Source organism: Nocardia sp. NPDC058244 (genome assembly GCF_042882065.1).
Taxonomy (GTDB): domain Bacteria; phylum Actinomycetota; class Actinomycetes; order Mycobacteriales; family Mycobacteriaceae; genus Nocardia.
This window is the reverse complement of record NZ_JBHVWX010000002.1, coordinates 121,748-146,383: the sequence shown is the minus strand read 5'-3', so window position 1 is coordinate 146,383 and position 24,636 is coordinate 121,748. Positions and strand designations below refer to the sequence as shown.

The 24,636-nt window shown below is 68.9% G+C and carries 20 protein-coding genes and 4 tRNA genes; 9 read left to right on the top strand and 15 right to left on the bottom strand.

From position 1 onward, the window contains the following. Positions 1 to 103 precede the first annotated feature (103 nt). The 3 genes from pstC to pstB are packed head-to-tail and all read left to right on the top strand — an operon-like array spanning position 104 to position 2,782. Positions 104 to 1,081 (top strand): phosphate ABC transporter permease subunit PstC, encoded by a 978-nt coding sequence (gene pstC / locus ACFVW6_RS06815; protein ID WP_378825387.1) that lies wholly within the window; start codon positions 104 to 106, stop codon positions 1,079 to 1,081. Next, the gene (pstA, locus tag ACFVW6_RS06810) at positions 1,081 to 1,986 is read left to right on the top strand and encodes a phosphate ABC transporter permease PstA (RefSeq protein ID WP_378825389.1); all 906 of its coding nucleotides are present in this window, start codon (positions 1,081 to 1,083) and stop codon (positions 1,984 to 1,986) included. The genes pstC and pstA overlap by 1 nt, the downstream gene beginning before the upstream one ends. Before the next feature lie 19 nt (positions 1,987 to 2,005). Further along, positions 2,006 to 2,782, top strand: coding sequence for a phosphate ABC transporter ATP-binding protein PstB (gene pstB, locus ACFVW6_RS06805; RefSeq protein ID WP_378825391.1), 777 nt, complete (start codon positions 2,006 to 2,008; stop codon positions 2,780 to 2,782). 63 nt (positions 2,783 to 2,845) lie between these two features. Here pstB and phoU read toward each other — a convergent pair whose 3' ends face one another. The 4 genes from phoU to dusB all read right to left on the bottom strand — a co-directional run bounded on the left by phoU (position 2,846) and on the right by dusB (position 7,473). Beyond that, entirely contained in the window at positions 2,846 to 3,508 is a 663-nt protein-coding gene (gene phoU, locus ACFVW6_RS06800; RefSeq protein WP_355271007.1) for a phosphate signaling complex protein PhoU, read from the bottom strand. A 127-nt stretch (positions 3,509 to 3,635) separates the two neighbouring features. Next, positions 3,636 to 3,860, bottom strand: coding sequence for a hypothetical protein (locus ACFVW6_RS06795; RefSeq protein ID WP_355271008.1), 225 nt, complete (start codon positions 3,858 to 3,860; stop codon positions 3,636 to 3,638). A gap of 180 nt (positions 3,861 to 4,040) precedes the next feature. Next, positions 4,041 to 6,116: an LCP family protein gene (locus ACFVW6_RS06790; RefSeq protein WP_378825394.1), complete on the bottom strand. Its 2,076-nt coding sequence runs from the start codon at positions 6,114 to 6,116 to the stop codon at positions 4,041 to 4,043. Positions 6,117 to 6,309: 193 nt separating this feature from the next. Next, positions 6,310 to 7,473 (bottom strand): tRNA dihydrouridine synthase DusB, encoded by a 1,164-nt coding sequence (dusB, locus tag ACFVW6_RS06785; protein WP_378825397.1) that lies wholly within the window; start codon positions 7,471 to 7,473, stop codon positions 6,310 to 6,312. Positions 7,474 to 7,784: 311 nt separating this feature from the next. Between dusB and ACFVW6_RS06780 the strand changes: the two genes are divergently transcribed. Further along, on the top strand, positions 7,785 to 8,372 hold the full coding sequence (locus ACFVW6_RS06780; RefSeq protein WP_378825399.1) for a hypothetical protein: 588 nt from the start codon (positions 7,785 to 7,787) through the stop codon (positions 8,370 to 8,372). Positions 8,373 to 8,433: 61 nt separating this feature from the next. Here ACFVW6_RS06780 and ACFVW6_RS06775 read toward each other — a convergent pair whose 3' ends face one another. Both ACFVW6_RS06775 and ACFVW6_RS06770 read right to left on the bottom strand, forming a co-directional pair. Then, positions 8,434 to 9,390, bottom strand: coding sequence for an acyl-ACP desaturase (locus ACFVW6_RS06775; protein ID WP_355271012.1), 957 nt, complete (start codon positions 9,388 to 9,390; stop codon positions 8,434 to 8,436). Between the two features lie 230 nt (positions 9,391 to 9,620). Further along, entirely contained in the window at positions 9,621 to 10,220 is a 600-nt protein-coding gene (locus tag ACFVW6_RS06770) for a DUF937 domain-containing protein (protein ID WP_218717536.1), read from the bottom strand. A 228-nt stretch (positions 10,221 to 10,448) separates the two neighbouring features. Between ACFVW6_RS06770 and ACFVW6_RS06765 the strand changes: the two genes are divergently transcribed. Next, positions 10,449 to 13,472, top strand: coding sequence for a TIR domain-containing protein (locus ACFVW6_RS06765; RefSeq protein WP_378825402.1), 3,024 nt, complete (start codon positions 10,449 to 10,451; stop codon positions 13,470 to 13,472). A 206-nt stretch (positions 13,473 to 13,678) separates the two neighbouring features. Here ACFVW6_RS06765 and ACFVW6_RS06760 read toward each other — a convergent pair. Beyond that, positions 13,679 to 13,754, bottom strand: a tRNA-Lys gene (locus tag ACFVW6_RS06760). Between the two features lie 798 nt (positions 13,755 to 14,552). On the opposite strand from ACFVW6_RS06760, the gene ACFVW6_RS06755 reads away from it, so the two are divergent. From ACFVW6_RS06755 to ACFVW6_RS06740, 4 genes are all read left to right on the top strand, one after another. Next, complete coding sequence (locus ACFVW6_RS06755; protein WP_355271014.1) at positions 14,553 to 15,224, top strand: TetR family transcriptional regulator; 672 nt, start codon at positions 14,553 to 14,555, stop codon at positions 15,222 to 15,224. 92 nt (positions 15,225 to 15,316) lie between these two features. Beyond that, positions 15,317 to 15,389, top strand: a tRNA-Glu gene (locus ACFVW6_RS06750). 27 nt (positions 15,390 to 15,416) lie between these two features. Beyond that, positions 15,417 to 15,490 (top strand) — tRNA-Asp (locus ACFVW6_RS06745). A gap of 58 nt (positions 15,491 to 15,548) precedes the next feature. Continuing rightward, positions 15,549 to 15,622 (top strand) — tRNA-Phe (locus tag ACFVW6_RS06740). Between the two features lie 57 nt (positions 15,623 to 15,679). On the opposite strand, the gene ACFVW6_RS06735 is transcribed toward ACFVW6_RS06740, so the two are convergent. From ACFVW6_RS06735 to ACFVW6_RS06700, 8 genes are all read right to left on the bottom strand, one after another. Then, a complete protein-coding gene (locus tag ACFVW6_RS06735; RefSeq protein ID WP_355271016.1) occupies positions 15,680 to 15,862 on the bottom strand; it encodes a DUF1508 domain-containing protein in 183 nt (60 codons plus the stop codon). An 87-nt stretch (positions 15,863 to 15,949) separates the two neighbouring features. Further along, positions 15,950 to 16,630 carry a TetR/AcrR family transcriptional regulator gene (locus ACFVW6_RS06730; RefSeq protein WP_378825405.1) on the bottom strand — a complete coding sequence of 227 codons (681 nt, stop codon included), beginning with the start codon at positions 16,628 to 16,630 and terminating at the stop codon, positions 15,950 to 15,952. Positions 16,631 to 16,646: 16 nt separating this feature from the next. Next, positions 16,647 to 17,630: an NADPH:quinone oxidoreductase family protein gene (locus tag ACFVW6_RS06725; protein ID WP_378825407.1), complete on the bottom strand. Its 984-nt coding sequence runs from the start codon at positions 17,628 to 17,630 to the stop codon at positions 16,647 to 16,649. Positions 17,631 to 17,642: 12 nt separating this feature from the next. After that, positions 17,643 to 18,680, bottom strand: a complete 1,038-nt coding sequence (locus tag ACFVW6_RS06720) for a phosphotransferase family protein (protein ID WP_378825409.1) — start codon at positions 18,678 to 18,680, stop codon at positions 17,643 to 17,645. Further along, on the bottom strand, positions 18,673 to 19,455 hold the full coding sequence (locus tag ACFVW6_RS06715; protein WP_378825412.1) for an SDR family oxidoreductase: 783 nt from the start codon (positions 19,453 to 19,455) through the stop codon (positions 18,673 to 18,675). The genes ACFVW6_RS06720 and ACFVW6_RS06715 overlap by 8 nt, the downstream gene beginning before the upstream one ends. Then, positions 19,455 to 20,675, bottom strand: a complete 1,221-nt coding sequence (locus ACFVW6_RS06710) for an acyl-CoA dehydrogenase family protein (protein ID WP_357346333.1) — start codon at positions 20,673 to 20,675, stop codon at positions 19,455 to 19,457. The genes ACFVW6_RS06715 and ACFVW6_RS06710 overlap by 1 nt, the downstream gene beginning before the upstream one ends. A gap of 115 nt (positions 20,676 to 20,790) precedes the next feature. Further along, positions 20,791 to 24,006, bottom strand: coding sequence for a carboxyl transferase domain-containing protein (locus ACFVW6_RS06705; protein ID WP_378825414.1), 3,216 nt, complete (start codon positions 24,004 to 24,006; stop codon positions 20,791 to 20,793). Further along, the gene (locus ACFVW6_RS06700; protein ID WP_378825416.1) at positions 24,003 to 24,626 is read right to left on the bottom strand and encodes a TetR/AcrR family transcriptional regulator; all 624 of its coding nucleotides are present in this window, start codon (positions 24,624 to 24,626) and stop codon (positions 24,003 to 24,005) included. Before ACFVW6_RS06700 ends, ACFVW6_RS06705 begins: the two co-directional genes overlap by 4 nt. Positions 24,627 to 24,636: the final 10 nt, after the last annotated feature.

Sequence of the window (24,636 nt, the reverse complement as noted above, 5' to 3'; positions counted from 1 at the left end):
TGTATATGATACTGGTTTCCTGGCCATCACCTGGCCCCCTGAGGTGACCGCCGGGGGACCGACTATTTCGACGAGCCCACGGGCGGCCGGAGATACTGCGAATATGCCGACCGAACCGAAAATCGACAAGGCCCCTGAGTCGGGTCGCGTAGGCCGTCTGAACGCCGAGACGATCTTCCGGTGGCTGGCCACCGCAGCTGGTGCGACCATCGTCGCGGCTATCGCGCTGATCGCGCTGTTCCTGCTGATCCGCGCGGTGCCGTCGGTCAGGGCCGACGAGGTCAACTTCTTCACCAGCACCGAGTTCGCCACCAACGACGCCAACCACCTGCGGTTCGGCATCCGCGATCTGTTCATGGTGACGGTGCTGAGCTCGATCTTCGCGCTGATCATCGCGGTGCCGATCGGTATCGGCGTAGCGCTCTTCCTGACCCAATACGCGCCTGCCCGGCTGTCCAAGCCGTTCTCGATGGTGGTCGACCTGCTTGCCGCGGTTCCCTCCATCGTGTTCGGTCTCTGGGGTGTTCTGGTGCTGGCGCCGCAGATCGGGCCGATTCAGGAATTCCTGAACCGCAACCTGGGCTGGTTCTTCCTGTTCTCGCATACCGAGGGCGGTGTCTCGATCAACAGCGGCGGCACGATCTTCACGGCGGGCATCGTGCTCGCTGTGATGATCCTGCCCATCATCACCTCGGTCTCGCGCGAGGTGTTCGCGCTCACGCCCCGCGCCCACGTCGAGGCCGCCCAGGCCCTCGGCGCCACCAAGTGGGAAGTGGTGCGGATGACCGTGCTGCCGTATGGCCGGTCCGGCGTGATCGCCGGATCGATGCTCGGTCTCGGTCGCGCGCTCGGCGAGACCATCGCCGTGCTCATCGTCCTGCGCACCGCGACGGTGCCCGGCGAGTGGTCGCTGTTCGACGGCGGCTACACCTTCGCTTCCAAGATCGCCTCGGCGGCCTCGGAGTTCAGTGCGCCGCTCCCGACCGGTGCGTACATTGCCGCCGGCTTCGTCTTGTTCGCATTGACCTTCATCGTCAACGCGCTCGCTCGCCTGGCCGCCGGTGGAAAGGTGAACGGCTGATGACCACTACATCGACGCTGGACAAGCCGGTCAAGGCACCGACCTTCCGGCATGTCAGCCCGAGCCGCCGAATCCGCAACAATATCGCCGCAGGCCTGATCACGGCGTGTTTCGCCATCGCGCTGATTCCGCTCGGCTGGATCCTGTGGCTGGTCATCAGCAATGGTCTGTCCGCGATCGTCAGCTCGGACTGGTGGCTCAACTCCCAGAAGGGCATCCTGCCCGATCAGACTGGCGGTGGCGTATACCACGCGATCTACGGCACGATCGTCCAGTCCGCCGTCGCGTCGTTGATCGCGGTGCCGCTCGGCGTCATGGCGGCCATCTACCTGGTCGAATACGGCCGTGGCCGACTTGCCCGGGTCACCACTTTCATGGTCGACATCCTCGCCGGTGTCCCCTCGATCGTGGCCGCGCTGTTCATCTTCGCGTTGTGGATCGCCACCTTCGGCATGCCGCAGAGCTCCTTTGCCGTTTCGCTGGCGCTGGTGTTGCTGATGCTGCCGGTGGTTGTGCGCAGCACCGAGGAAATGCTCAAGCTGGTGCCCGACGAGCTCCGCGAGGCGTCCTACGCACTCGGCGTGCCGAAGTGGAAGACGATCGTGCGGATCGTCATCCCGACCGCGCTGCCCGGCATGATCAGCGGCATCCTGCTGTCGTTGGCCCGCGTCATGGGTGAGACCGCGCCGGTGCTCGTGCTGGTCGGCTACAGCAAGTCGATCAACCAGAACATCTTCGACGGCAACATGGCCTCGTTGCCGCTGCTGATCTACCAAGAGCTGGCCAACCCGGAGGCCGCCGGTCGCGAACGTGTCTGGGGTGCGGCGCTCACGCTCATCCTGATGATCGCGGCGCTGTACCTGGCCGCCGCCGGTGTCAACAAGTGGCTCACCCGGAACCGATAGAAGCGAACGGATAACTCAGATGGCCAAGCGGATCGACGTCAAAGATCTCAACATCTACTACGGCGCCTTCCACGCGGTGTCCAACGTGGAGCTGACCGTGCTGCCCCGCAGCGTCACCGCCTTCATCGGTCCCTCCGGTTGTGGCAAGTCCACCGTGCTGCGTTCGCTGAACCGGATGCACGAGGTGACCCCGAACGCCCGCGTCGAGGGCGCGGTGCTGCTCGACGGCGAGGACATCTACGGCGCCACCATCGACCCGGTCGGCGTGCGCCGCACCATCGGCATGGTGTTCCAGCGGCCGAACCCGTTCCCCACCATGTCCATTCGCGACAACGTGGTGGCGGGCCTGAAGCTGCAGGGCGTGCGCAACAAGAAGGAACTCGACGAGGTCGCCGAGCGCTCGCTGCGCGGCGCCAACCTCTGGAACGAGGTCAAGGACCGGCTGGACAAGCCAGGCGGCGGCCTCTCCGGTGGTCAGCAGCAGCGTCTGTGCATCGCCCGCGCGATCGCGGTCTCGCCCGACGTGCTGCTGATGGACGAGCCCTGTTCGGCGCTGGACCCGATCTCCACCCTGGCGATCGAGGACCTGATCACCGAGCTGAAGAAGGAATTCACCATCGTCATCGTCACCCACAACATGCAGCAGGCCGCGCGCGTGAGTGACCAGACCGGTTTCTTCAACCTCGAGGCGCAGGGCAAGCCCGGCAAGCTGATCGAGATCGACGACACCGAGAAGATCTTCTCCAACCCCACCCAGCGCGCCACGGAGGACTACATCTCCGGCCGCTTCGGGTAGACACCAACCACGAGAAAGCCCCCGCCTCCGATCGGAGTGCGGGGGCTTTCTCGTTGCCGTGTCCTAGCTTTCGAGGTCCTCGTCGCCGGGGAGCACGCCGGTCACCAGGAAGATGACGCGGCGGCCGATCTCGACGGCGTGGTCGGCGAAGCGCTCGTAGTAGCGGCCGAGCAGGGTGACGTCGACGGCCGAGGCGACGCCGTACTTCCACTCGCGGTCCATCAGCAGGGTGAACAGGTGGCGGTGGAGGTCGTCCATCGCCTCGTCGTCCTGGTTGAGCTGGGCGGCGCGCTCGGGGTCGCGGGTCTCGAGCACCTCCTTGGCGCCCGCGCCCATGTTCACCGCGATCCGGCCCATCTCGGCGAAGTAGCCGTTGACCGACTCGGGTAGCGCGTGGTTGGGGTGGCGGCGCCGGGTCACCTTGGCGACGTGCAGGGCCAGCGCGCCCATCCGGTTGACGTCGCCGACGATCTGAATGGCGCTCACCACCTGGCGCAGGTCGCCCGCGACGGGGGCCTGCAGCGCGAGCAGGGCGAAGGCCTTCTCCTCGGCCTCGGTGATCATCACCGAGATCCGGTCCTGCTCACCGATGACCTGCTCGGCCAGGGCGAGGTCGGCCTGCAGCAGGGACTGGGTGGCCTGTTCCATCGCCTGGCCAGCGAGACCGGCCATCTCACCCAGGAGGTTGGCGAGATCGGCCATTTGCTCGTTGTAGATGACACGCATGATTGCAGACCCTAGTGGGTACCCCCGGCGCTGTCACCCAACGGTGGGTGAATGCCGTGTGGCAGTGTCGTGCCAGCTCAGCGGGGTTGCTACCGCTGAGCCGCCCGCCGACCTGCCGCCGTCCGAACTAGCGGGTGATGATCCAGTGTCCACTCGCCGTTTGCGCGCAGTAGTACGTGAACGGCGGGGCGTCGTAGGTGCCGTTCTGGGTCATGGCCCGGATCGCGGCCCAGCATTCATCCGAGGACGCGTAGAGTCCGTCCGCTTCGACTGCGGCCGCGACTGCTGGGAACATCGTGATCCCCACCGCGGCAGCTCCGATAACAAGGGCGGCCGACATCGTCTTCTTCATCTACTTCTCCCCACGGTAGACGGCACGGATCGATTGAGCCGGAAGGCCCAATTCCCTTCCGTGCCAATGGTGTTCGGTCGATCTACACATTTGGACGCGAGGGAAGGTCGTACGGTTCCGCGTTGTGATCTACATCACAAAGTGCCACGGCTCGGGTGGTGGCGGATGGCTGCGTGGGGCTCAGTCGCAGCTGGTGTCGGCCGCGTTCATGTGCTCGAGGTCGGACGGGAGGGCCACCGGTGCGGCCGCGATCGCTTTGCCGGTCTCCACGTTGGGGATTTCGGTACCGACCGCGGTGGGGGTGCGGACCTGTCCGGCGAAGCTCGAACCCAGGATGACTTCGACGATCCCGTCCAGGCTGTCGTCGCGTTCGATGACCGCGCCGGGGATCGAACTGGCCACAGTCGCGGCCGCGGCCTCGTTGCCCATCGAGTAGTGCACCACCGTCGACTCGCTGCCGTCGGGGTAGTTCCCGACGCTGTAGATGCCGAAACCCATCGTGCTGAGCTTGTTGGCGGCCTGCTGTGCGACGCCGGTGCGGCCGGTTCCGTTGGATACCCGGACCGACACCGAACCCGGACTGACGGCATGCACCTTGGGCGCCTGCGTCGGCGGTGCCTCCACCGAGCTCGTGACCGGCGGGGCGGTCTGTTCTCCTGGCAGCGGCTGGTCGTCGATGATCGCGCGGAAGATCGCCTTGATATCGGACTCGCGCGGAATCTCGTTCCCGTAGGTCGTGGTCCCGGCGGTCGGTGCGGTAATGAACGTCACCGCGCCGGCATTGACCTTCTGCAGCGATCGGCCGAGCAGCATCAGGTCCTGGGTACCGACGCCGTCGACGAACGTGTGCTGCCGGAAGGCATCGACGAACCCCTGCAGCTTGCCCGGGTCGAGCAGGACCTTGCTCGACAACGCACCGCGGAGCAGGGCGGCCAGGAACTGCTGTTGCCGGTGGATCCGGTCGTAATCGCTGCGCTCCTCACCAACGACGTGGCGTGCGCGCACATAGTTGAGCGCGGTCTCACCGTTGATGCGCTGCTTGCCCGAGGTCTCGAGGACCGTGCCGAGCACGCTGTCGATGATCGGCTTGGTGGAGCAGACCTCGACGCCGTCGACCTGGTCGACCATCGCCTGGAATCCGGCGAAGTCGATGCCGATGAAGTGGCCGATGCTCAGACCCGACATCTTGCGCACCACGTCGACCAGGCAGCGGGGGCCGCCGATCGCGTAGACGGCATTGAGCTTGTCGCCCATGAACGGGGGGAACTTCTGGTCGGTGTAGGCGGCCTTCTCGTTGTCCCAGCCCGCGCACTGCGGCCGGGTGACGTCGAGGTCGCGGGGGAAGGAGACGACGACGACGCGCGAACGGTTCTTCGGGATGTGAACCAGCATGACCGTATCGGCGCGCGCGCCTTCGGCGTCGTCGGTGGTCCCCGCGCCCAGCTGGGCGTTGACGCCCGCCCTGGTGTCGGTGCCGACGATCAGGTAGTTCTCGTCACCGAGCTGCATGTCGCCGTCGAGCACGTCCTCGGTGGCGCCGTCGAGCGCCGAGACCTGGTTGAAGCTGTTGTTGGTGGCGCGCAGATAGCTCCAGCCACCGCCGGTGACGACCAGCGTCAGCACCGCGAAGAAGATGAGGGCGCCCCGGCCCGCCATCCGCGCCTGCTTGCCGCGGCGGCCGTCGGCGGAGGGGCGGCGCGGTGGCGCGCCACCCGCGGCGGTCTTGACCGGGCGGGCGCGCTGCGGCGGCTCGGCGGTGACCGCGGGGAGGATGTCGGTGGCCGGGTCGCCGATCGGATCGTGGGTCCGGCGGGGCGGGGTCGGCTTGCGCGGCGGCCGGCCCGCCTCGGGGGCCTGGGCGGGCAGCGCGGTGGTGGCGGTGCGGTCGGCGGGGGATTCGGCGCGATGCGGAGTGCCCGCGATGTCGTCGACGACGGGCGAGCTCTCGACGCGCGGGGATAGGTCGGGGCGCTGGGTGGGCCGGGGCGCCTGCTCGCGGGCCCGGCGGCCCGCCCGCGATCCCTCGGCCTCGGCGGCGCCGTTGCGCCTGCCGCGCCGGGTCCGTTCGCTGTCGACCCGGTCGACGAGGTCCTGCACCGTCAGCGGGGCCGCCGCCGCGGGGTCCTGTGCCGCGTCCGCGTGCCGGGAACGTCGCGCGCCCGTCTCCGGCTGCTCGGTGGGTTCGGCCGTCGGATAGCGCTCCCAGGGGGCGCGACTTCCGGGCCGGGGCGTTCGCCCACGCCGATCGTCACCCACCAACGAACCTCACTTCTCTATCTGCCGCAGCATGCGCGTCATCGCCCGGCTCCGCTTCGAACCGCAGCCGAACGATGTCCGCAATGATAACGATTCCGCCACGAGTGGCCACTCCTGTGCACAACAGATTCGCTGACGATCTCGTTGCGACGCTCTGACCGGCGCGGAAGGCGGAAGGTCGGGCAGGCGGAAATCAGCCGCCGCTGTGCATCACGTCGGCGGCGGCGGGGACGGTGTCGTCCTCGGGGTCGTCGAGCCAGCCGTCGGGGAGGGCGACCTTGGTCTGCGGCGAGCCCTGGCGGCCGCGGGGGCCGAGGGCGTCGGTGGGGAAGGGGACCGCGGGGTCGAGCTGGGCGACGAGGTCCTCGAGCTGAGCGAGCCGGGAGACGGTGGCGAAGCTGCGGCGCAGCTGCGAGCCGACCGGGAAGCCCATCAGGTACCAGGCCATGTGCTTGCGGATGTCGCGCATCGCCTTGTCCTCGCCGTCGTGCGCGGTGAGCAGGGTCGCGTGCCGGATCAGGATCTCGCCGACGCGGCCGAGCGTCGGCCCGTCGGGGATCGGCTCGCCGCGCAGCGCGGCGCTGAGTTCGGCGAACAGCCACGGGCGGCCGAGGCAGCCGCGGCCGACGACGACACCGTCGCAGCCGGTCTCGCGCATCATCCGCAGGGCGTCGTCGGCGGAGAAGATGTCGCCGTTGCCGAGCACCGGGATGGTGGTGACGGTTTCCTTGAGCCGCGCGATGGCCGACCAGTCGGCCGCGCCGGAGTACAGCTGGGCCGCGGTGCGGGCGTGCAGCGCGACGGCGGCCGCGCCCTCGGCCTCGGCGATGCGGCCGGTGTCGAGGTAGGTGTGGTGGTCGTCGTCGATGCCGACGCGGAACTTGAACGTCACCGGGACGCCGGCGGGTTCGGCCGCCGCGACCATCTCCCGGACGATGTTGGCGAACAGCCTGCGCTTGTACGGCAGCGCCGAGCCGCCGCCGAGCCTGGTCACCTTGCGGACCGGGCAGCCCAGATTGAGGTCGATGTGGTCGGCCCAGCCCTCGCCGACGATGATCCGCACCGCCTCGCCGAGCGTCTTCGGATCGACACCGTAGAGCTGCATCGAGCGCGGGTTCTCGTCGGCGTCGAACGACATCATGTGCAGCGTCTTCTCGTTGCGCTCGACCACCGCGCGTGCGGTGATCATCTCGCAGACGTAGATCGAGGTCGCGCTGCCGAATTCGCGGCACAGGGTGCGGAACGCGCGGTTGGTGATGCCCGCCATCGGGGCGAGCACGACCGGCGGATCGACCGGGTAGGGCCCGATCCGCAGCGGCGTCGTCACCTGGGGCATCGTGGTAGTCACGTCGGCCATTGTCTCATCACCCGAGGTCGCGACCACAAAAAGCCCTGGTGCGACCGATCACAGGGCCGCCGCGCGGCCGTTGCCGACCGGTGCGCGGGGCGTGTCGCCGACCGGACACGCGCGGTGTGATCGATATCGCGTACTACCTGTTTCGCGTGGTTACAGCATCATGACCGCGCCGGAGCGCCCGCGCGTGTGAGCAACACGACAGCATTCGGCCGTGGCCGATCGCCGCGCGCGCTACGGCTCAGTAACCTGTGTCTGCCGGCACCGTCGCCTCGGGCGGTGCGCTGTCCCCACGTAATCGGAGAAACCACCCCATGGCCGAACCCGCTGACGACGCCACCGACCTGACCAAGCCCGCCGCCCCAGCGCAGCCGGACAAGGGGACGGTCGCCGTGCAGATCTCGTCGCTGATCGGCGGCGCTGTCATCGCCGTCCTCGCGATCATCGCGATCGTGCTCGGCGTGCTGCTCGGCTCGGCGCGCTCCGAGCTGTCCGACCTGAAGGCGCAGGCCGCCGACGACGCGAAGGCCGAGCAGATCGCCCTCGACTACGCCGTCGGCTCGGCGACGCTGAACTATCAGGACGTCGACGCCTGGGTGGCCAAGCTGAAGGCGGGCACCTCGCCGGAGCTGTCCGGCAAGTTCGAGGCGACCGGCGACAAGCTGGAGCAGATCATCATCCCGCTCAAGTGGACCTCCAGCGCGACGCCGATCACCGCGAAGGTGATGTCGCACGAGGGCGACGTCTACAAGGTGGCCGCGTTCGTCGACGTGAGCACAACCAACGCCCAGAACCCCGACGGCCTGCGCAACACCGTCACCTACAACATCACCGTCGACGCGGGCAAGGACTGGAAGATCACCGACGTCGGCAGCACCGACGGCGCCCTGCCGACCAAGTAGCCCCACCGACGACAACAGCGCCGCCCTCCGGATCCGGGGGGCGGCGCTGTGTGGTTGTCGGCTAGACGCGCGCCAGCTCGAGCTTCTTGGCCTCGCGGGCCAGCATCTTGTCGCGCTGCTCCTCGAACTTGAGCACGTCGGCGCCCAGCTTGTCGAGGAAGTCGGCCAGGCGCTCACGGGTGGCCTCACCGCGGGCGGTGAAGTCGGTCCGCTCGAAGATGTTCCACTTCTTGAGCACCGGCTGGACGACCTCTTCGAGGTGCTGACGCAGGTCGTAGATGCCGTGCTTGGCCATCAGCACGCCGTTGCGCCGGAAGTTCGGCATGCCCGCGCCGGGCATCTGGAAGTTCTCCACGATCAGGGAGATGGCCTCGATCGCCTGGTCGGGGCTCAGGTCGAGGGCCGCGCCGCAGAGGTTGCGGTAGAAGATCATGTGCAGGTTCTCGTCGGCGGCGACGCGCTGCAGCATGCGATCGGCGATCGGGTCGTCGCAGACCTTGCCGGTGTTGCGGTGGCTCACGCGGGTGGCCAGCTCCTGGAAGGTCACGTACGCGACCGAGTGCAGGAAGCCGGCGTCGACCTCGGTGGGCGAGGCGAAACCGTTGGTCATGTGGATCATGCGCGCGTTCTCGAGAGCGACCGGGTCCACACCGCGGGTGACCACCAGGTAGTCGCGCATCACGATGCCGTGCCGGTTCTCCTCGGCGGTCCAGCGACCGACCCAGGTGCCCCAGGCGCCGTCCTGGGAGAAGTTCTCGGCGATCTCACGGTGGTAGGACGGCAGGTTGTCCTCGGTGAGCAGGTTGGTGATCATGGCCGCCTTGGCGACCTCGTTGAGCTTGGACTGCTCCGGATCCCAGTCGATGCCGCCCATGGCGGCGAAGTTGCGGCCCTCATCCCACGGGACGTAGTCGTGGGGATGCCATTCCTTGGCCAGCGACAGGTGCCGATTGACGTTCTCTTCGGCAACCGGCTCCAACTCTGTGAGCAGTTCGAGTTGAGTCAGATCCCTTGCCATGTAAAAAACCCTTCGCTGTCGTGCTTACGGTCGAACGTCGCGATGCGGCCATACCTTACGGCACCGTAGGTGTGATGCGAAACGCAACTGAGCGGAATACTGCCGAGTTTGATCAACGCCACAACCTCGGCCGACGCCGTCTCGTCGTGCTGACGAGTCTAGGTGTTCGGCCCGCAGCGTAGGGACTATCGCTGCGGGCCGCGCGGTGTTAGCCCCCGGTGGGGAACCTCTCAGCGCTTGCCACCGAGCAGGCCGCCCAGAATGCTGCCAAGTCCGCCGCCCGCGTTCTTCGCCAGCGCCTCGCCGATCACGCCGCCGAGGCCGCCGCTGCTGGTGCTGCCGCCGATCAGCCCGCCCAGCAGATCGCCGAGACCGCCGCCGGACGCCTGCGGCTGCGGTGCCGGTGCCGGCGCGGCCGCACCGCCACCGCCGGTCAGCTGTTTGGCGACATAGGCGAGCACGATCGGCGCCAGGATCGGCAGCAGCTTGCCGATCAGGTCGTTGCCGCCGGTCCCGCCGGTGCCACCGAGAGCGCTGATGACGGTGTTCTTCTCGTCGCCGAAGACGTTGTCGACGATCTTCTCGCCGTCGGCCACGTCCACCTGCTGCAGATCGACGGCGCCCTCGCCCTCGACGAGACCGCCGTGGTTGTCGAGCGCGCCGAGCAGCGACGCGGCGCCCTGCGGTTCGGCCGCGTTGGCCTGCAGTCCGCCGAGCAGCGTCGGGAGCGCGGCCTGGACGGCGTTGGTCGCGGTCGCCTGGTCGACGCCGAGCTGGTCGGCGATCTGGGCGATCGGTACCTGGGAGAGCAAATCATCGAAGGAAGTCATCGGCTCCGCCTGTGTCGAATGGGGCCCGGTAGTGCCCGGGTCGGGCTCAGGGTAGGGGACCGAGATGGCGGAATCGGGGGTTTCGGCGGCGTCTGCGTCTGGCGCGTCGCCACGTGACGTTGGTCATCCGGGCCTCGTGGTCGAACCCGAGTAGCCGGTTACGCGTGCCCCGGGAACCGCGGAAGCCGACGGTGGAGGGAACGGCGCAACCTGTTGGGAGTGAGGACGATGGCCGAGCCGATGACGATCGCGGCGGACCCGCCGCCGAAGCAGGCGTCACCGCCCACCTACGACGCCTTCCTGTCCTACTCGCACGCCGACCGCGCCATCGCGGCGGGCATCCAACGCGGCCTGCACCGCATCGGCCGCCGCGTCGGCCGCCTGCACGCCCTGCGGGTCTTCCGCGACGCCACCGACCTGACCGCCAGCCCCGACCTGTGGGGCAAGGTCGCCGAGGCGATGGACCAGGCCCGCTACTGCATCGTCGTGCTGTCCCCGCATTCGGCCGCCTCGGAATGGGTGGACCGCGAGATCGCCTACTGGCTGCGCACCCGCGGCCCCGAACACCTGCTGTTCGTCGTCGCGGGCGGCCAGGTGAAATGGGACCGCGAGCTGCACCGCTTCGATCCCGACCGTTCGACCGTCGCACTCCCGGTCCTGACCGAGCCCGGCGCGCTCCCCACCGAACCGCTCTACGTCGACGTCACCGAAGACGCCCCGTGGGACCCCCGCGCCGCGCTCTTCCGCGAGAAGCTCACCGACCTCGCGGCGCCCATCCACGGCAAGCCGAAATACGAACTGGCGGGGGAGGACCTGCGGGAACAACGCCGGTTCCGGCGGTTGCGCCGCGCCGCCATCGCGGGGCTGGTGCTGCTCACGGTGCTCGCGCTCATCGCCGCCGTCATCGCCGTCGACCGGCAGCGGGAAGCTGTGCGCCAACGCAACCAGGCGATCGGGCTGCGTTTGGTCTCCGACACCGAGTCGATGCTGGCCGGTGCCCGTCCGCGCGACGACGTGCGGGCGATCCAGCAGACGCTGGCGGCGCGCCAGATCACACCCGACTTCGACGAGGGTGCGTTGCTGCGGACGTTGAATGCGGAAGCGGCGGTAAACAAGATCGTGCAGACGGGGAAACCGTTCAGCACGGACGCCTTTCTCCAGGATCAACCCGCGATGGGTGAGTCCTTTCGGACAGCCAAGCCGACCATCGGCGTCGCGTTCGGTCCGGCCGGCGATCGAATCCTCACCGGTGGAGTCGAGATGCGGCTCTGGGACGTGCGGACGGGAAGTCGAATCGACCGAACCTTCGAACCGCAGCCGGTCGCGCTACGTCCGGTTTTCAGCCCGGACGGTCGTCGGATAGCGGGCACCACCATGGACGGTGCGGTCCAGATATGGGATGTGGAGTCGGGCAAGGCGGCGGGGCCGCCACTCGTCGGATTCCAGGGCGTCGTCAACGGCGTCGTGTTCGCACCGGACGGCCGGTCGGTGGCGGCGTGTGGCGCAGACGGCGTGATTCGGTGGTGGGACCTGGACAGCGGTCGCGCGGAGGTGTTCACCGGCCACGACGGTGAGGCGTCCGCGGTGGCATTCAGCCCGGACGGGCGGCGCATGGTGTCCGGCGGCCAAGACACCACCGTGCGTATCTGGAACGTCGAATCCCCCACGGAGCCGCCGCAGGTGCTGCGTCGGCATACCCGCCCGGTGAGCAGCGTTGGGTGGAGTCCTGACGGTCGGCTGATCGCATCCGGAAGCAGCGGCTCGGCGAAAGCGGCCGAACTGGCGCCCGACCTCGGTGCGGCACTGCTGCTCTGGGACGCCGATTCGGGCCGGCTGATCGGCGATCCGCTGGTCGGGCACGAAGGGCAGATCACCTCGGTCGCCTTCAGCCCGGACAGCACCGAACTGGCCTCCGCGGCAACCGACACCACGATCCGACTGTGGAACACCGGTACCGGTAGCTCGGCGGAGACACTGACGGGACACACGGGATGGGTGTTGGGTGTCGCGTTCGCCCGCGACGGCCGACAACTCGCCTCCACATCCTGGGACGGAACGATGCGCGTCTGGAACGTCGACCGCGCCGGTTCGCTCGGCGCACCATGGCCGTCGGACCAAGGATCCGCGAAGCCCGGCTACGGCCCAGTGCTGACCTCCGATCGGGAGGGCAGGCGACTCGTGAAGCAGGACAACGAGAATGCGTCGGTCTGGTTGGTGGATTCGCAGACCGGCCGCAGCACCGCCTTGGTCGACTACCCCGACGGCTCCGATGCCGGTGCGGCGATCACCCGGGACGGCCGCCGCGTAGCCGTCGCCGGACCGGATAAGACCGTCACCTTCTACGACGCCGAGACCGGCAACCAAGTAGGCGGTCCGCTGACTGGATTCGGTGAGCCTGTGCGTTCGCTGGAATTCGACGCCCGCGGTACCCGCCTCGCCACGCTCAGCACCGGAAACGTCGTGCAACTATGGGACGCCGAAGCCGCGTCGCCCATCGGTGGCCCGATCGCCGGACCGTCGGAGGCCGACATGGTCGAGCTCAGTGCGGATGGTCGCTTGGTCGCTGTCGCCGCCGGCAACACCGCACAGCTGTGGAACGCCGAGTCCGGCACTCCGATCGGTGAGCCGATGACCGGCCACGGCGCCGATATCAGAAACCTAGTCTTCGACCCCGCCGGAACGCGTCTGCTCACCCACAGCGGCGACTCGGTGCGGTTGTGGGACGTCCGCACCGGCGATCTGGTCAAGGAGATCCGCGCACAGGGGATCTGGGCGGTGGCGATGGCACCTGACGGCTCCCGGTTCGTCACCGGTGAGGAAACGACCCTGCGGCGGTGGGACGTGCGGACCGGAGAGCAGGTCGGGCCGCCGATGGAGGGGCATACCGAGATGGTGCGAAGCGTGACGATCAGCGCCGACAGCCGGTACATCGTCTCCGGTTCCCGCGACCAGACGCTGCGCTTCTGGGACCTGGCCGACGGTCACGTAGTCGGGGTGCCGTTGCAGGGATCACCGGGCTGGATCGAGGCTGTCTGGATCAGCGCGGACAACTCGACCGTTCGCACGATCCACCAGGAATTGACCAACGAGGCAGGCGCGTGGGTCTGGCCGGGGCCGAGCACATGGGCCGGTCGGCTGTGCGACAAGCTCGCGGCCGACATGAGTCGTCACCAGTGGTCGGAGTGGATTTCCCCCGATCTGGAATACCGCCCCGTCTGTCCGGGTCTCCCGCCCCATCCAGACGACAGCTGACGCCGGATGAGCGTGTCGGGAATCACAAGGATTCGCCCTGGCGGCACCGTAGGTCCGAGCGCGGGGACTCGCACAGCGATCCACCCGTGCGTGAATCATCAGGATGTCGACCGCATAGCGGCCCGCCGACAGTCGGTCTTACATGGCACGCAACCTCGGCCAGATCGCTCAGCTCACCTATACCCGCAGGTCAGCCGGTAAAAATATGGTGCCCCCTGTAGGACTCGAACCTACGACCTAGTGATTAAAAGTCACCAGCTCTACCAACTGAGCTAAAGGGGCGCGGTGGGGAGTCTAACCGACACCGGCCCGTCGGGCCGAATACCGGCCCCCGGCACCGCCGGGAGCCGGGGGAGGCGCTGGTGGGCCCCGGTAACGAACCGTCCGGCCTGGACGATTCGTGGTAAACAACTGGTACCCATCACCGTTCGCGCTTGGGGCGCTGACGTGGTATCGAATACTGTTGTATTGCAACAGTTTTCGATGAGCAGGGGTTTCGTGGCCGATGAGGTGGTCCGGTGTTGGCGCGGTTCTCGCGATCTACGGGCGAACAGCAGGGGGTTCGCGCGTGGGCGGTGGGCCGGGTCAACCGGGCTGTGCGCCTATGGAATTCGTAGCTTACGAAACCATTCCGGTTGCGCCTCGTTTGCTGGCCTGGATAACCGAACCGGATGTTCGGATGGGTGTTCCATTTGCCGCGTGTCGGCTGCGGAATGCGGGTACGGTGATCGCCTGGTGAATTTCGGAACAATCACCGGTGCTGCGTTATCCGACGGCCGCCCGGTGCTGGGTGCGGTGTCGAGGAATTCATCGAGGGTTCGAAGTGCCGGGGCAAACGCGATGGGCGCGCGAATCTTCGGCAAAGGGGCAATCGTTACCGCAGGAGGAGGCGGTTCTCACAGGTAGTTGAGCCCGAGTGTGCACCCCCTGCGGCGCACTCGGGCAGGCGAACTATACCAGCCGGAGGGGTACCGGCTTTTCTGCGAGATTTCATACCGAAAGTTTGTAATAAAACCACAATTCGCGCTACCGGTTGGTTATTGATCGTTAGCGACGAGAAGGTTCGGAGGCGTTTCGAGCATGGCACGGCAGCAAGAGCGGGCGCGCCGGACACGCGCGGCGATAATCAAGTCCGCGGCCGTCGAGTTCGGGAAGAGCGGATATGCGGCGGCATCGCTCAACCGCATTCTGGAAGGTTCACGCGCGACCAAGGGCGCGATGTACTTCCACTTCGACTCCAAGGAAGACCTCGCGCGCGCGGTCCTGGAGACCGCGGTCGAGCGCTACCGCACCTGTGCGGAGCGCTGGCTGGCCCGCGCCGATCTGGGGCCGCTCGACGTCCTGCACGGGATGGTGGACGAGATCGCGCTGCGGCTCGAGCACGACACCATCGTGCAGGCGGAGTACCGGCTCGTGATCGAGCCCGAGTTCCATCGCGACGCGGGCAACGGTGGCGGCCGCATCGTCGGCCGGGCCACCCGGGTGCTGGCCGTGCGCGCGATCGACGACGGGCAGCTGCGCGCCGACGCCGACCCCGACCGCTTCACCCGCACGCTCTCCGCGGCCCTGGCCGGCCAGCGCTACCTGGTCGACCCGATCGCCAACGGCTCGGCCGCCGATCTGCGCGCCCGGTTCGCGGAGGTGCTGGAGGTTATCGTGGAGGCGATGGCGACGCCGGTGTGGATCCAGAACTTCCGCAGCGACGGGTGGCGCTCACAGGCGCGCCTGGATGACCTCGGTTTGGGCGCCTGACCAGCCGATTTGGAAGTCTGCGCACACCTGTCATAAGCTATGCGAGCTCCCAACGGAAACGTTGAAAGCCGGTCCGGAGAGATCCGGGACGAGCCCCCTTCGTCTAGCGGCCTAGGACGCCGCCCTTTCAAGGCGGTAGCGCGGGTTCGAATCCCGTAGGGGGTACAGTCTTCGGACTGTGTAGTACAGCAAGGCCCTGTGGCGCAGTTGGTTAGCGCGCCGCCCTGTCACGGCGGAGGTCGCGGGTTCGAGTCCCGTCAGGGTCGCAAGTAAGCGCCGGAGTGATCCGGCGCTTCGCGTATGGCATTCCGTACGGGTGCCTGCGGCCAGGTAGCTCAGTTGGTACGAGCGTCCGCCTGAAAAGCGGAAGGTCGCCGGTTCGATCCCGGCCCTGGCCACTCAGGAAGACCAGCCTTTCGGCTGGTCTTCACTCATTTCCGGGCTCGGTAGCGAGGCTAGGTGGTGAGGTCGACGAGTGCGGCGCCCGCGGCGTTGGTCTGCACCGAGGAGATGCCCTTCTTGGCCGCGTCCTTGGACTCGTAGGCCTGCGACTGGGCGATGATCTCGTTGTTGCCCGCCTTGAGCCGCCACCGGAACTTACCCGCCGCGTCGGCGAAGATCTCGAACTTTCCTGCCATGATCGGGCCCCGCTTTCGTTCGAAGGGAAAACGCGCCTACCAGCACAGAATAGGCCAGCAGTGCGGCCGGGCGGGGGATTCGCCGCGTCAGCGGGTGGTGGGCATGCGCAGGGCGTTCACCCACAGGCGGGTGACGGTGTAGACGATGTCCTCGAGCGGGCGGGGCTCGCCGTCGAGGTGGCCGTCGGCGACGACGAAGTAGTGGAAGGCCAGGCGGCTGACCATGCCGGAGAGGGCTCGCGAGGTGAGCATCGGGTCGAGCTCGGGGTCGGCGAGGCCGCGTTTCTGCAGGTCGGCGATGCTGCGGGCGTTGCGATGGATGAAGGCGTCGGCGCGGTTCTGGCGCAGCTTGCTGAACTCGGGATCGATATTGGCGACCTGCTCGAGCAGGCCCATCAGCTTGGCGTTGCGCCGGTAGGCCTCGAAGTAGGCGCGGTTGCTCGCCTCGACGATCGACGCGGGGTCGTCGTCGCCCGCCACGTGCCGCATGCCGGGGTGCAGCATGTCCTCCTGGGCGTGCTCCAGGATGGCCGCGAAGATCTCCTCCTTGCCCGCGAAATAGGTGTAGAAGGTGCCCGAGGAGCAGTTGGCTTCCTGGGTGATGTCGACCAGCCGGGTGTCGAGGTAGCCCAGCCGTTCGAAGACCGTGCGTCCCGCGTCGATCAGCGCCGACCTGGTGCGCAGGCCACGCGGGGTGGCGGGTAGCTCACGCAGCAGCGAAGTGCGCGCCATCGAGGGCGGCGCGCCTTCGCTGTCGGTGTGGTCCATGCAGTATTTATAGCGCTCAGGGCTGGAACACGACGCGGCCGACCGTGCTGCCGTCGCCGAGCCTGCCGAGGCCGTCGGGCACGTCGGCCAGCGAAAGCCGCTCGCTGATCAGCGGTTTCAGCTGACCGGCGGCGGCCAGCCGGGTGAGTTCGGCGTGGCAGTCCGCGATCGCCTGCGGGTTGTACTGCTTGTACAAGCCCCAGTGCAGGCCGATGATCGAGTAGTTCTTGATCAGCGCGTGGTTGAGCGCGGGCTGCGGGATGGTGCCGCCGGCGAAGCCGATCACCAGGATGCGGCCCTCGAAGGCGACGCACTTGGTCGACTTGGCGTAGGCGTCGCCGCCGACCGGGTCGTAGATCACGTCCGCGCCGCGGCCGCCGGTGAACTCCTTCACGATCGGCACGAAGTCCTCGGTGCGCCGGTCGATGACGAGGTCGGCGCCGAGCCGACGGCAGTACTCGGCCTTGTCCGGCCCGCCGACCACGCCGATCACGGTCGCGCCCGCGGCCTTGCCCAGCTGCACGGCGGTGCTGCCGACGCCGCCCGCGGCCGCGTGCACCAGCAGGGTCTCGCCCGGCTTCAGCTGGGTGCGCCGGTGCAGCGCGAACCAGCTCGTCTGGTAGCCGATGGACAGCGCGGCGGCCTCGGCGTCGTCGAGCGCCGCCGGAGCGGGGAAGACGTTGTCCGCGTCGAGGACCGCCAGTTCGGCGAACGCGCCGCCGGGCAGGGTGGTGGTGCCGACGACCCGGTCACCGACCGCGCACCGGGTGACATCGGCGCCCACCGCGACCACCGTGCCGCACAGCTCCACCCCGGGCGTGAACGGCAGCGGCGGCTTGATCTGATACTCCCCGCGGCACAGCAGCACGTCCGGGAAGTTGGCGGGCGCGGCCAGCACGCGCACCAGCACCTGGCCCGGCCCGGCGACGGGGTCGTCGATGTCGTCGAGCCGCAGCACCGCGCGTGGTTCGCCGAGCTCGTGCACCTGCCAAGCCTTCATGATGACCTCCTGCTAGATTCCGGCGTCGTCGGCGACGTCGCGGGCCAGACGCAGCACGGCGTCGAGGCGTTCGGCCGTCGGCGTGCCCGCCGCGGCCTTGTTCTCGGGGTTGTCCAGCGCGCGGCGCAGCACGCCCTCGCCGATGATCGCGAGCTTCCACAGCCCGAGGACCTGCCAGAACTTCAGCGCGGCCGGGTCGCGGCCGGTCAGGTCGAGGTACTGGCGGGCCAGCTCGGCGCGGTCGGGGAAGCCGTCGAGTGTGGACGCCGGGAAGTCACCGGCGATGAGCTCGCCCGGCTCCGCCCAGTAGGCGAGCATGCTGCCCATGTCGGCCAGCGGGTCGCCGAGCGTCGACAGTTCCCAGTCCAGCGCGGCCGTCACCGCGCCGGTCTCGCGCGAGGTGATGACGTTGCGGAGATGGAAATCGCCGTGCACCAGGCAGACTTCGGTCTGCTCCGGCACCGCGGCGGTGAGCCTGCGGGTGAGATCGTCGAGCTCGGGCAGGTCCCTGGTCTTGGACCGTTCCAACTGACCGCTCCAGCGCTTGAGCTGACGCGGCGCGTACGGGGTGTGCGCGGCCAGATCGGCCAGGCCGACCTCGGCCGGGTCGACCGCGTGGATGCGCGCCAGCGTCCGCGGCAGGGATTCCGCGATCGCCCGGCGGCGCTGCGGCGTCAGCGATTCCACGATCGGCATGGTGTCGACCACCTGCCCGTCGACGTACTCCATCAGCACCAGCGGCGCGTCGACCAGCGCCGGATCGGTGAGCACGCCGAAGATCCGCGGTACCGGCACCTCGGTGGACTCGAGCGCGGCGATGATCCGCGCCTCCCGCACGACATCGTGGGCCGAGGCCAGCAGCTTGCCGAGCGGCGGCCTGCGCAGCACCCACCGCCGGTCAGCGGCATCGGTGACCAGGTAGGTCAGATTCGATTGGCCGAGCCCGATCCGGGCGAAGCGCAGTGGTGCCGCGCATTCGATGCCGAGGGTGGCGAACCAGCTGGTCACCACGGCCGGGTCGATCCCGACGATTGCTCGCGTGTCAGACACTGATCGAGGCTCCGCTCCGGAACAGGGGCGCGTCGCCCAGTCGCTGTCCGCCGTCGATCACCAGGATCTCGCCGGTGATCCAGCGCGCCGCGTCGGACACCAGGAACGTGACGGCGTCGGCGATATCGCCGGGCTCACCGATCCGGTTCAGCGCGATGCTGTGCGCGACGGCGTCCTCCTTGTTCTTCCACAGCGCCTCGGCCAGTTTGGTGCGGACCACGCCGGGCGCGATCGCGTTGACGCGGATCGCCGGCGACAGCTCCAGCGCCATCTGCTTGGTCAGGTGGATCAGCGCGGCCTTGGCCCCGTTGTACATGCCGATGTTCGGGTCGAGGACCAGCCCGCCGATCGAAGCGTTGTTCACGACGGCGCCGCCGTGCTCGCCCATCCACGCCTCGGTGACCAGCGACGTCCACAGGATCGGTGCCCACACGTTCACGTCGAAGGTCTTGGCGAACCGGCCGTGGTCCTGGCTGACCACCGGGCCGTACGCGGGATTGGTGCCCGCGTTGTTGACCAGGATGTCGACGCTGCCGAAGTGCTCAACGGTCAGCTCGACGCATCGTCGGGCCGCCGCCTCGTCGGTGGCGTGCGCGCCGACGCCGATGGCGTTGCCGGTCACCTGCGCGGCGGCCGCGTCGGCCGCCTCCTGGGTCCGCGCGGTCAGCACGACATTGCCGCCCGCCGCCGCGATGGCCTGGGCGATCGCCAGCCCGATGCCGCGGGAGGCACCGGTGACGATCGCGGTGCGACCCGTCAGATCGAGTGCGGTCATCAGTTGCTCTCCTTGCCGCGGTACTTGCTCAGTTCCTGGCGCGCGATGGCGCGCTTGTGCACCTCGTCCGGGCCGTCGGCCAGGCGCAGCGAGCGCAGCTGCGCCCAGGCCAGCGCGAGCGGGAAGTCGTCGGTGACGCCGCCCGCGCCGTGCACCTGGATCGCGCGGTCGAGGACCTCGAGCGCGATGGTCGGCGCGGCGACCTTGATCGCGGCGATCTCGGTGCGGGCGGCCTTGTTGCCGACGGTGTCCATCAGGTGCGCGGCCTTGAGCGTCAGCAGCCGGATCATCTCGATATTGATCCGCGACTCGGCGATCCAGTCCTGGATATTGGCGTTCTCGGCGATCGGCTTGCCGAAGGTGACCCGCGACAGCGCCCGCTGACACAGCATCTCCAGCGCGCGTTCGGCCATGCCGATGCTGCGCATGCAGTGGTGGATGCGGCCGGGCCCGAGCCGGGCCTGGCTGATCGCGAAGCCCTCGCCCTCACCCTTGAGCACGTCGGTGACCGGCACCCGCACATCGGCGAAATCGATCTCGGCGTGGCCCTCGCGCTCCTGATAGCCGAACAGCGGCAGGCCGCGCAGGATGGTCACGCCGGGGGCGTCGATCGGGACGACCATCATCGACTGCTGCCGGTGCGGCGCTGCGGTCGGATCGGTCTTGCCCATCACGATCAGGACCTTGCAATTGCGGTGCAGGGCGTTGGTGGCGAACCACTTGCGGCCGTTGAGCACATACTCGTCGCCGTCGCGCACCATCGACAGTTCCACATTGGTGGCGTCGGAGCTGGCCACGCCGGGTTCGGTCATCGCGAACGCGGAGGCCATGGTGCCGTCGAGCAGCGGTTCGAGGTACTTGCGCTTGTGCTCCTCGGTGCCGAACAGCTCGAGCACCTCCATGTTCCCGGTGTCGGGGGCGTTGCAGTTGCAGGCCTCCGAGGCGAGATGGCTGCGGCCCATGATCTCGGCGAGCGGCGCGTACTCGAGGTTGGTCAGGCCGGGGCCGCGACCGGGGTGCGGGTGGAAGAGGTTCCACAGGCCGCGCCGCTTGGCTTCGGCCTTGAGCTCCTCGAGGATCGGCGGCTGGAAGTGCGGGTCACCGGACTCCCGCATCTGCTCCTCGTAGACGGGTTCGGCGGGGTAGACGTGCGCGTCCATGAAATCGAGCAGGTCGGCGCGGTATTTCTCGGCGCGCTCGGAGAGATCGAACAGCGACATGGGGGCTCCCGATGATCGGCGGTGACTTGTCAGCGAACCTATTAGAAGTTGACGTCAACTTCAAGTCTGTTCCATCGACGCCGCCCAGGTGGGGTGGCCGAGCTGGGCGGGTGGCTTACGACCGGACCAGGGTGGCGATCCAGGCGCGGGTGTCGGCGGGGTCGATGACGTCGTCGAGTTCGAATCCGGTCGCCGCGGTGAGCGCCTTGCCCTGCTGATAGGCGAGGGTGAGCAGCTGCTGGAACAGCGTCTCGCGGGCGGCCGGGTCCGCGGCGGCGGCCAGCTCCTTGCGGAAGCCGAGGCGCACCGCGCCCTCGAGCCCCATCGGCCCGATCTCGCCGGTCGGCCAGGCGACGGTGAAGTCCGGCGCGCGGAAGTGCCCGGCCGCCATCGCCATCGCGCCGAGGCCGTAGCCCTTGCGCAGGATGATCGTGCCGAAGGGGACGCTCAGCCGGGCGCCGCGCACGAACAGGTCGCTGAACCGGCGCACCGTCGCGGTCCGCTCCGCGTCCGGGCCGACCATGAATCCCGGTGTGTCGCACAGGGCGACGACCGGGAGTCCGAACGCCTCGCACAGCCCGAGGAAATCGCCCATCTTGTCGGCGGCCTCGGCATCGATGGCGCCGCCGAGGTGGTGACTGCTGTTGGCCACCAGGCCGAACGGCACGCCGTCGACCCGGATCAGCGCGGTGACGATGCCGACCCCGTAGTCGGAGCGCAGTTCCAGGATCGAGCCGAGATCGGCGATCGCCTCGATCGCGCGGTGGATGTCGTAGGCGCGCAAGCGGTTCTCCGGCACCACGTGCCGGGCCAGGCGCGGGTCGGGCGCCGTGTAGTCCGCGATCGGGCCCTGGAAATAGCCGAGGTACTGCGTGGCCAGCGCGACCGCGTGCGCCTCGTCGCGGGCGACCAGGTCGACCACGCCGTTGCGCCGCTGGACCTCGATCGGCCCGATGTCCTCGGGGCGGTACACACCGAGCCCACCGCCCTCGATCATCGCCGGGCCGCCCATGCCGAGGTTGGCGTCGGGCGTCGCGATGATCACGTCGCAGACCCCGGCCAGGGCGGCGTTCCCGGCGAAGCAGCGCCCGGACACGATCGTCACCAGCGGCACCTGCCCGCGCAGCGCGGCGAGCGCGCGGAAGGTCGGCACATCCAGACCCATACCGGTCACGTCGGTGTCGCCGGGCCTGCCGCCGCCACCCTCGGCGAACAGCACCACCGGCACCCGCTTGCGGGCGGCCAGGTCGAAGGCGCGGTCGGTCTTGGCGTGATTGTTCTTGCCCTGGGTGCCCGCGAGCACGGTGTAGTCGTAGGAGACCACCACCGCTTCGGCGGCCGCCTTGCCGAAACGGTCGGCGCCGATGGTGGCCAGGCCGGTGATCAGGCCGTCGGCGGGGGTATTGGCGATCAGGTCTTCCTCGGTGCGCCTGCTGCGCTGGGCGGCGACGGCGAGGGCGCCGTATTCGACGAAGCTGCCCGGGTCGACCAGGTCGGCGATGTTCTCCCTGGCCGTGCGGCGGCCGAGCCCGTGCCGCTTGGCCACCGCGTCCGGGCGGGATTCGTCCAGCGTGCCGAGGTGGCGGGCGCGGATCTCCTCGACATCGGTCCGCGAACGGCCCGGGTCCAGCTCGGCGTGCGCGCTGTCGGCGGCGTCGGCGCCGGTGCGGCTGACGATCACCAGCGGATCGCCGGGCGCGACCACCTGGCCCGGGTGGACCAGCATCCGGACGGTACGCACGGCGGCCGGTGCGGCGAGCACGTGCTGCATCTTCATCGCCTCGAGCACGAGCAGCTGTCCGCCTGCCGCGATCTCGGCGCCCTCGCCGGTCACCTCGACCACGGTGCCCGCCAGGTGCGCCCGCACCGCTTCCTGTCCCGGATACAGCTCGACCGCGGCGATCGCGATCTCCGGCCGCCCGGCATCGGCCGCCGCGACCAGCGCGGGCAGGTGCTCGCCGAGATAGCCGGTGGTGACGGTGCCGGTCTGGAATCGGTGGTCGCCGAGGACTTCCCGCAGGAAGCCGAGGTTGGTGCGCGGGCCGTCGACGGTGAATTCAGCCAGCGCGGTGGCCGCCTTGCGCGCGGCGGCGGGGAAGGAATTCCCCCGGGTGCGCGTGATGACCTTGGCCAGTAGCGAGTCGTAGCGCGGGCTCGGGGTGAGGCCGGGGCGGCCGAAGGTGTCGACGCGCACGCCGGGGCCGGTCGGTGGGGCGAACGCGGTCAGCGTGCCCGCGGTCGGGACGGCCGACCCGTCGGCCGTCATCGTCTCCATGTTCACCCTGGCCTGGATCGCGATGCCGTCGGTGGTGGCGGGTGCGCCGTCGGATCGCGTTCCGTCGGAGACGATTCCGTTCGGCAGACCCAGCTCGGCGAAGGTCGCGCCCCCGGCGATGGCCAGCTGCACCGCCACCAGGTCGACACCGGTCACCTCCTCGGTGACGGTGTGCTCCACCTGGATCCGCGGATTCACCTCCAGGAAGACGAATCGCTCACCGGTGACCAGGAATTCGACGGTGGCGAGCCCGCGGTAGCCGACCCGCGCGCACAGCCGGGCGGCCGCCTCGTGCAGGTTCCGGCGCAGACTGTCCGAAAGTCCCTGCGCCGGGGCGATTTCGAGCAGCTTCTGATGCCTGCGCTGCACACTGCAATCCCGATCGCCGAGCGCGAGCGCGGTGGTGCCGTCACCGGTAGGCGCGGCGACGATCTGCACCTCGATGTGCCGGGCGTCGGCGAGCAGTGCCTCGGCGAACACCGCCGGATCGCCGAAGCCGAGCTCGGCCTCCGCGGCGCACTGCCGATAGGCGTCGTCGATCTCCGCGGCCGTGCGGACCACCCGCATGCCGCGCCCACCGCCACCGGCCAGCGCCTTGATCATGATCGGGCCCGGCTGGGCCGCGAAGAACACGCCGACCTCGGCGAGCGTGCTCGCGCCGTCGGTGGCGGGCAGGACGGGGACGCCCGCGGCGACGGCGGTGCGCCGGGCTGCCGACTTGTCGCCGAACAGGTCGAGCACGGCCGGGTCGGGGCCGACGAAGGTGCGGCCCGCCGCCGCGCAGGCCCTGGCGAACTCGGCGTTCTCGCTCAGGAAGCCGTAGCCGGGATGGATGAGCTCGGCGCCGGATTCCTTGGCGGCGGCCAGGATCGCGGCCTGGTCGAGATAGGGCGCCGGGCCGGCGCCGGCCAGGCCGATCGCCTCGTCGGCCGCGTGCACATTCGGATTGTCCGCGTCGTCCTCGGCGTAGACCGCCACGGTGCGCAGGCCGAGTTCGGCGGCGGTGCGGATGATGCGCAGGGCGATCTCGCCGCGATTGGCGATCAACAGGGTCACGTGGCGTCCTCGATGTCGGCGAAGCCGATCAGCCGTTGGGCGATGGCGATGTGGTCGGTGACGAACTGTTCGCGCTGGTCCGGGCGGGCTCGGGCGGCGCCGATCAGCAGTGCGTCGGAGAGGGTTTCGACGATGCGTGGCAGCGGCGCGCAGGGGTCGATCTCGCCCTCGACACGTTCGAGAAACGCGGTGAACCGATGCCGCAGGCGCGCACGCACTCGGGACCACCGCGCGCCGATCGCCGCGTCGACATCGGCGCGATGCTCGATCAATGTCACCAGGGCGCCGTTGGCGAACACCGCCTCCGCGAAAGCCCGTGTGGTGGCGGCGATGACGTCCACCGGCGCGGTGACCTCGACGTCGACCACCAGCTGCGCGTCCAGGAACCGCGCGCACACCCGCTCGGTGATCGCCTGGAACACCTCGTCTTTGGAGGAGAAGTACGCGTAGAACGTCGCCCGCGAGACCCGCGCCCGCGTGGTGATCGTCTCCACCGAGGTCTGGTCGTACCCGAGCTCGGCGAAGCACCCCGCCGCCGCGTCGAGCAGCTCGCTCCGCCGCGGCCCGGCGCTGTCCTTGCGCGCCGACCTGGCCCGTTGCTGCGCCTCGCTGGTGGTCACCGCCCGAGTG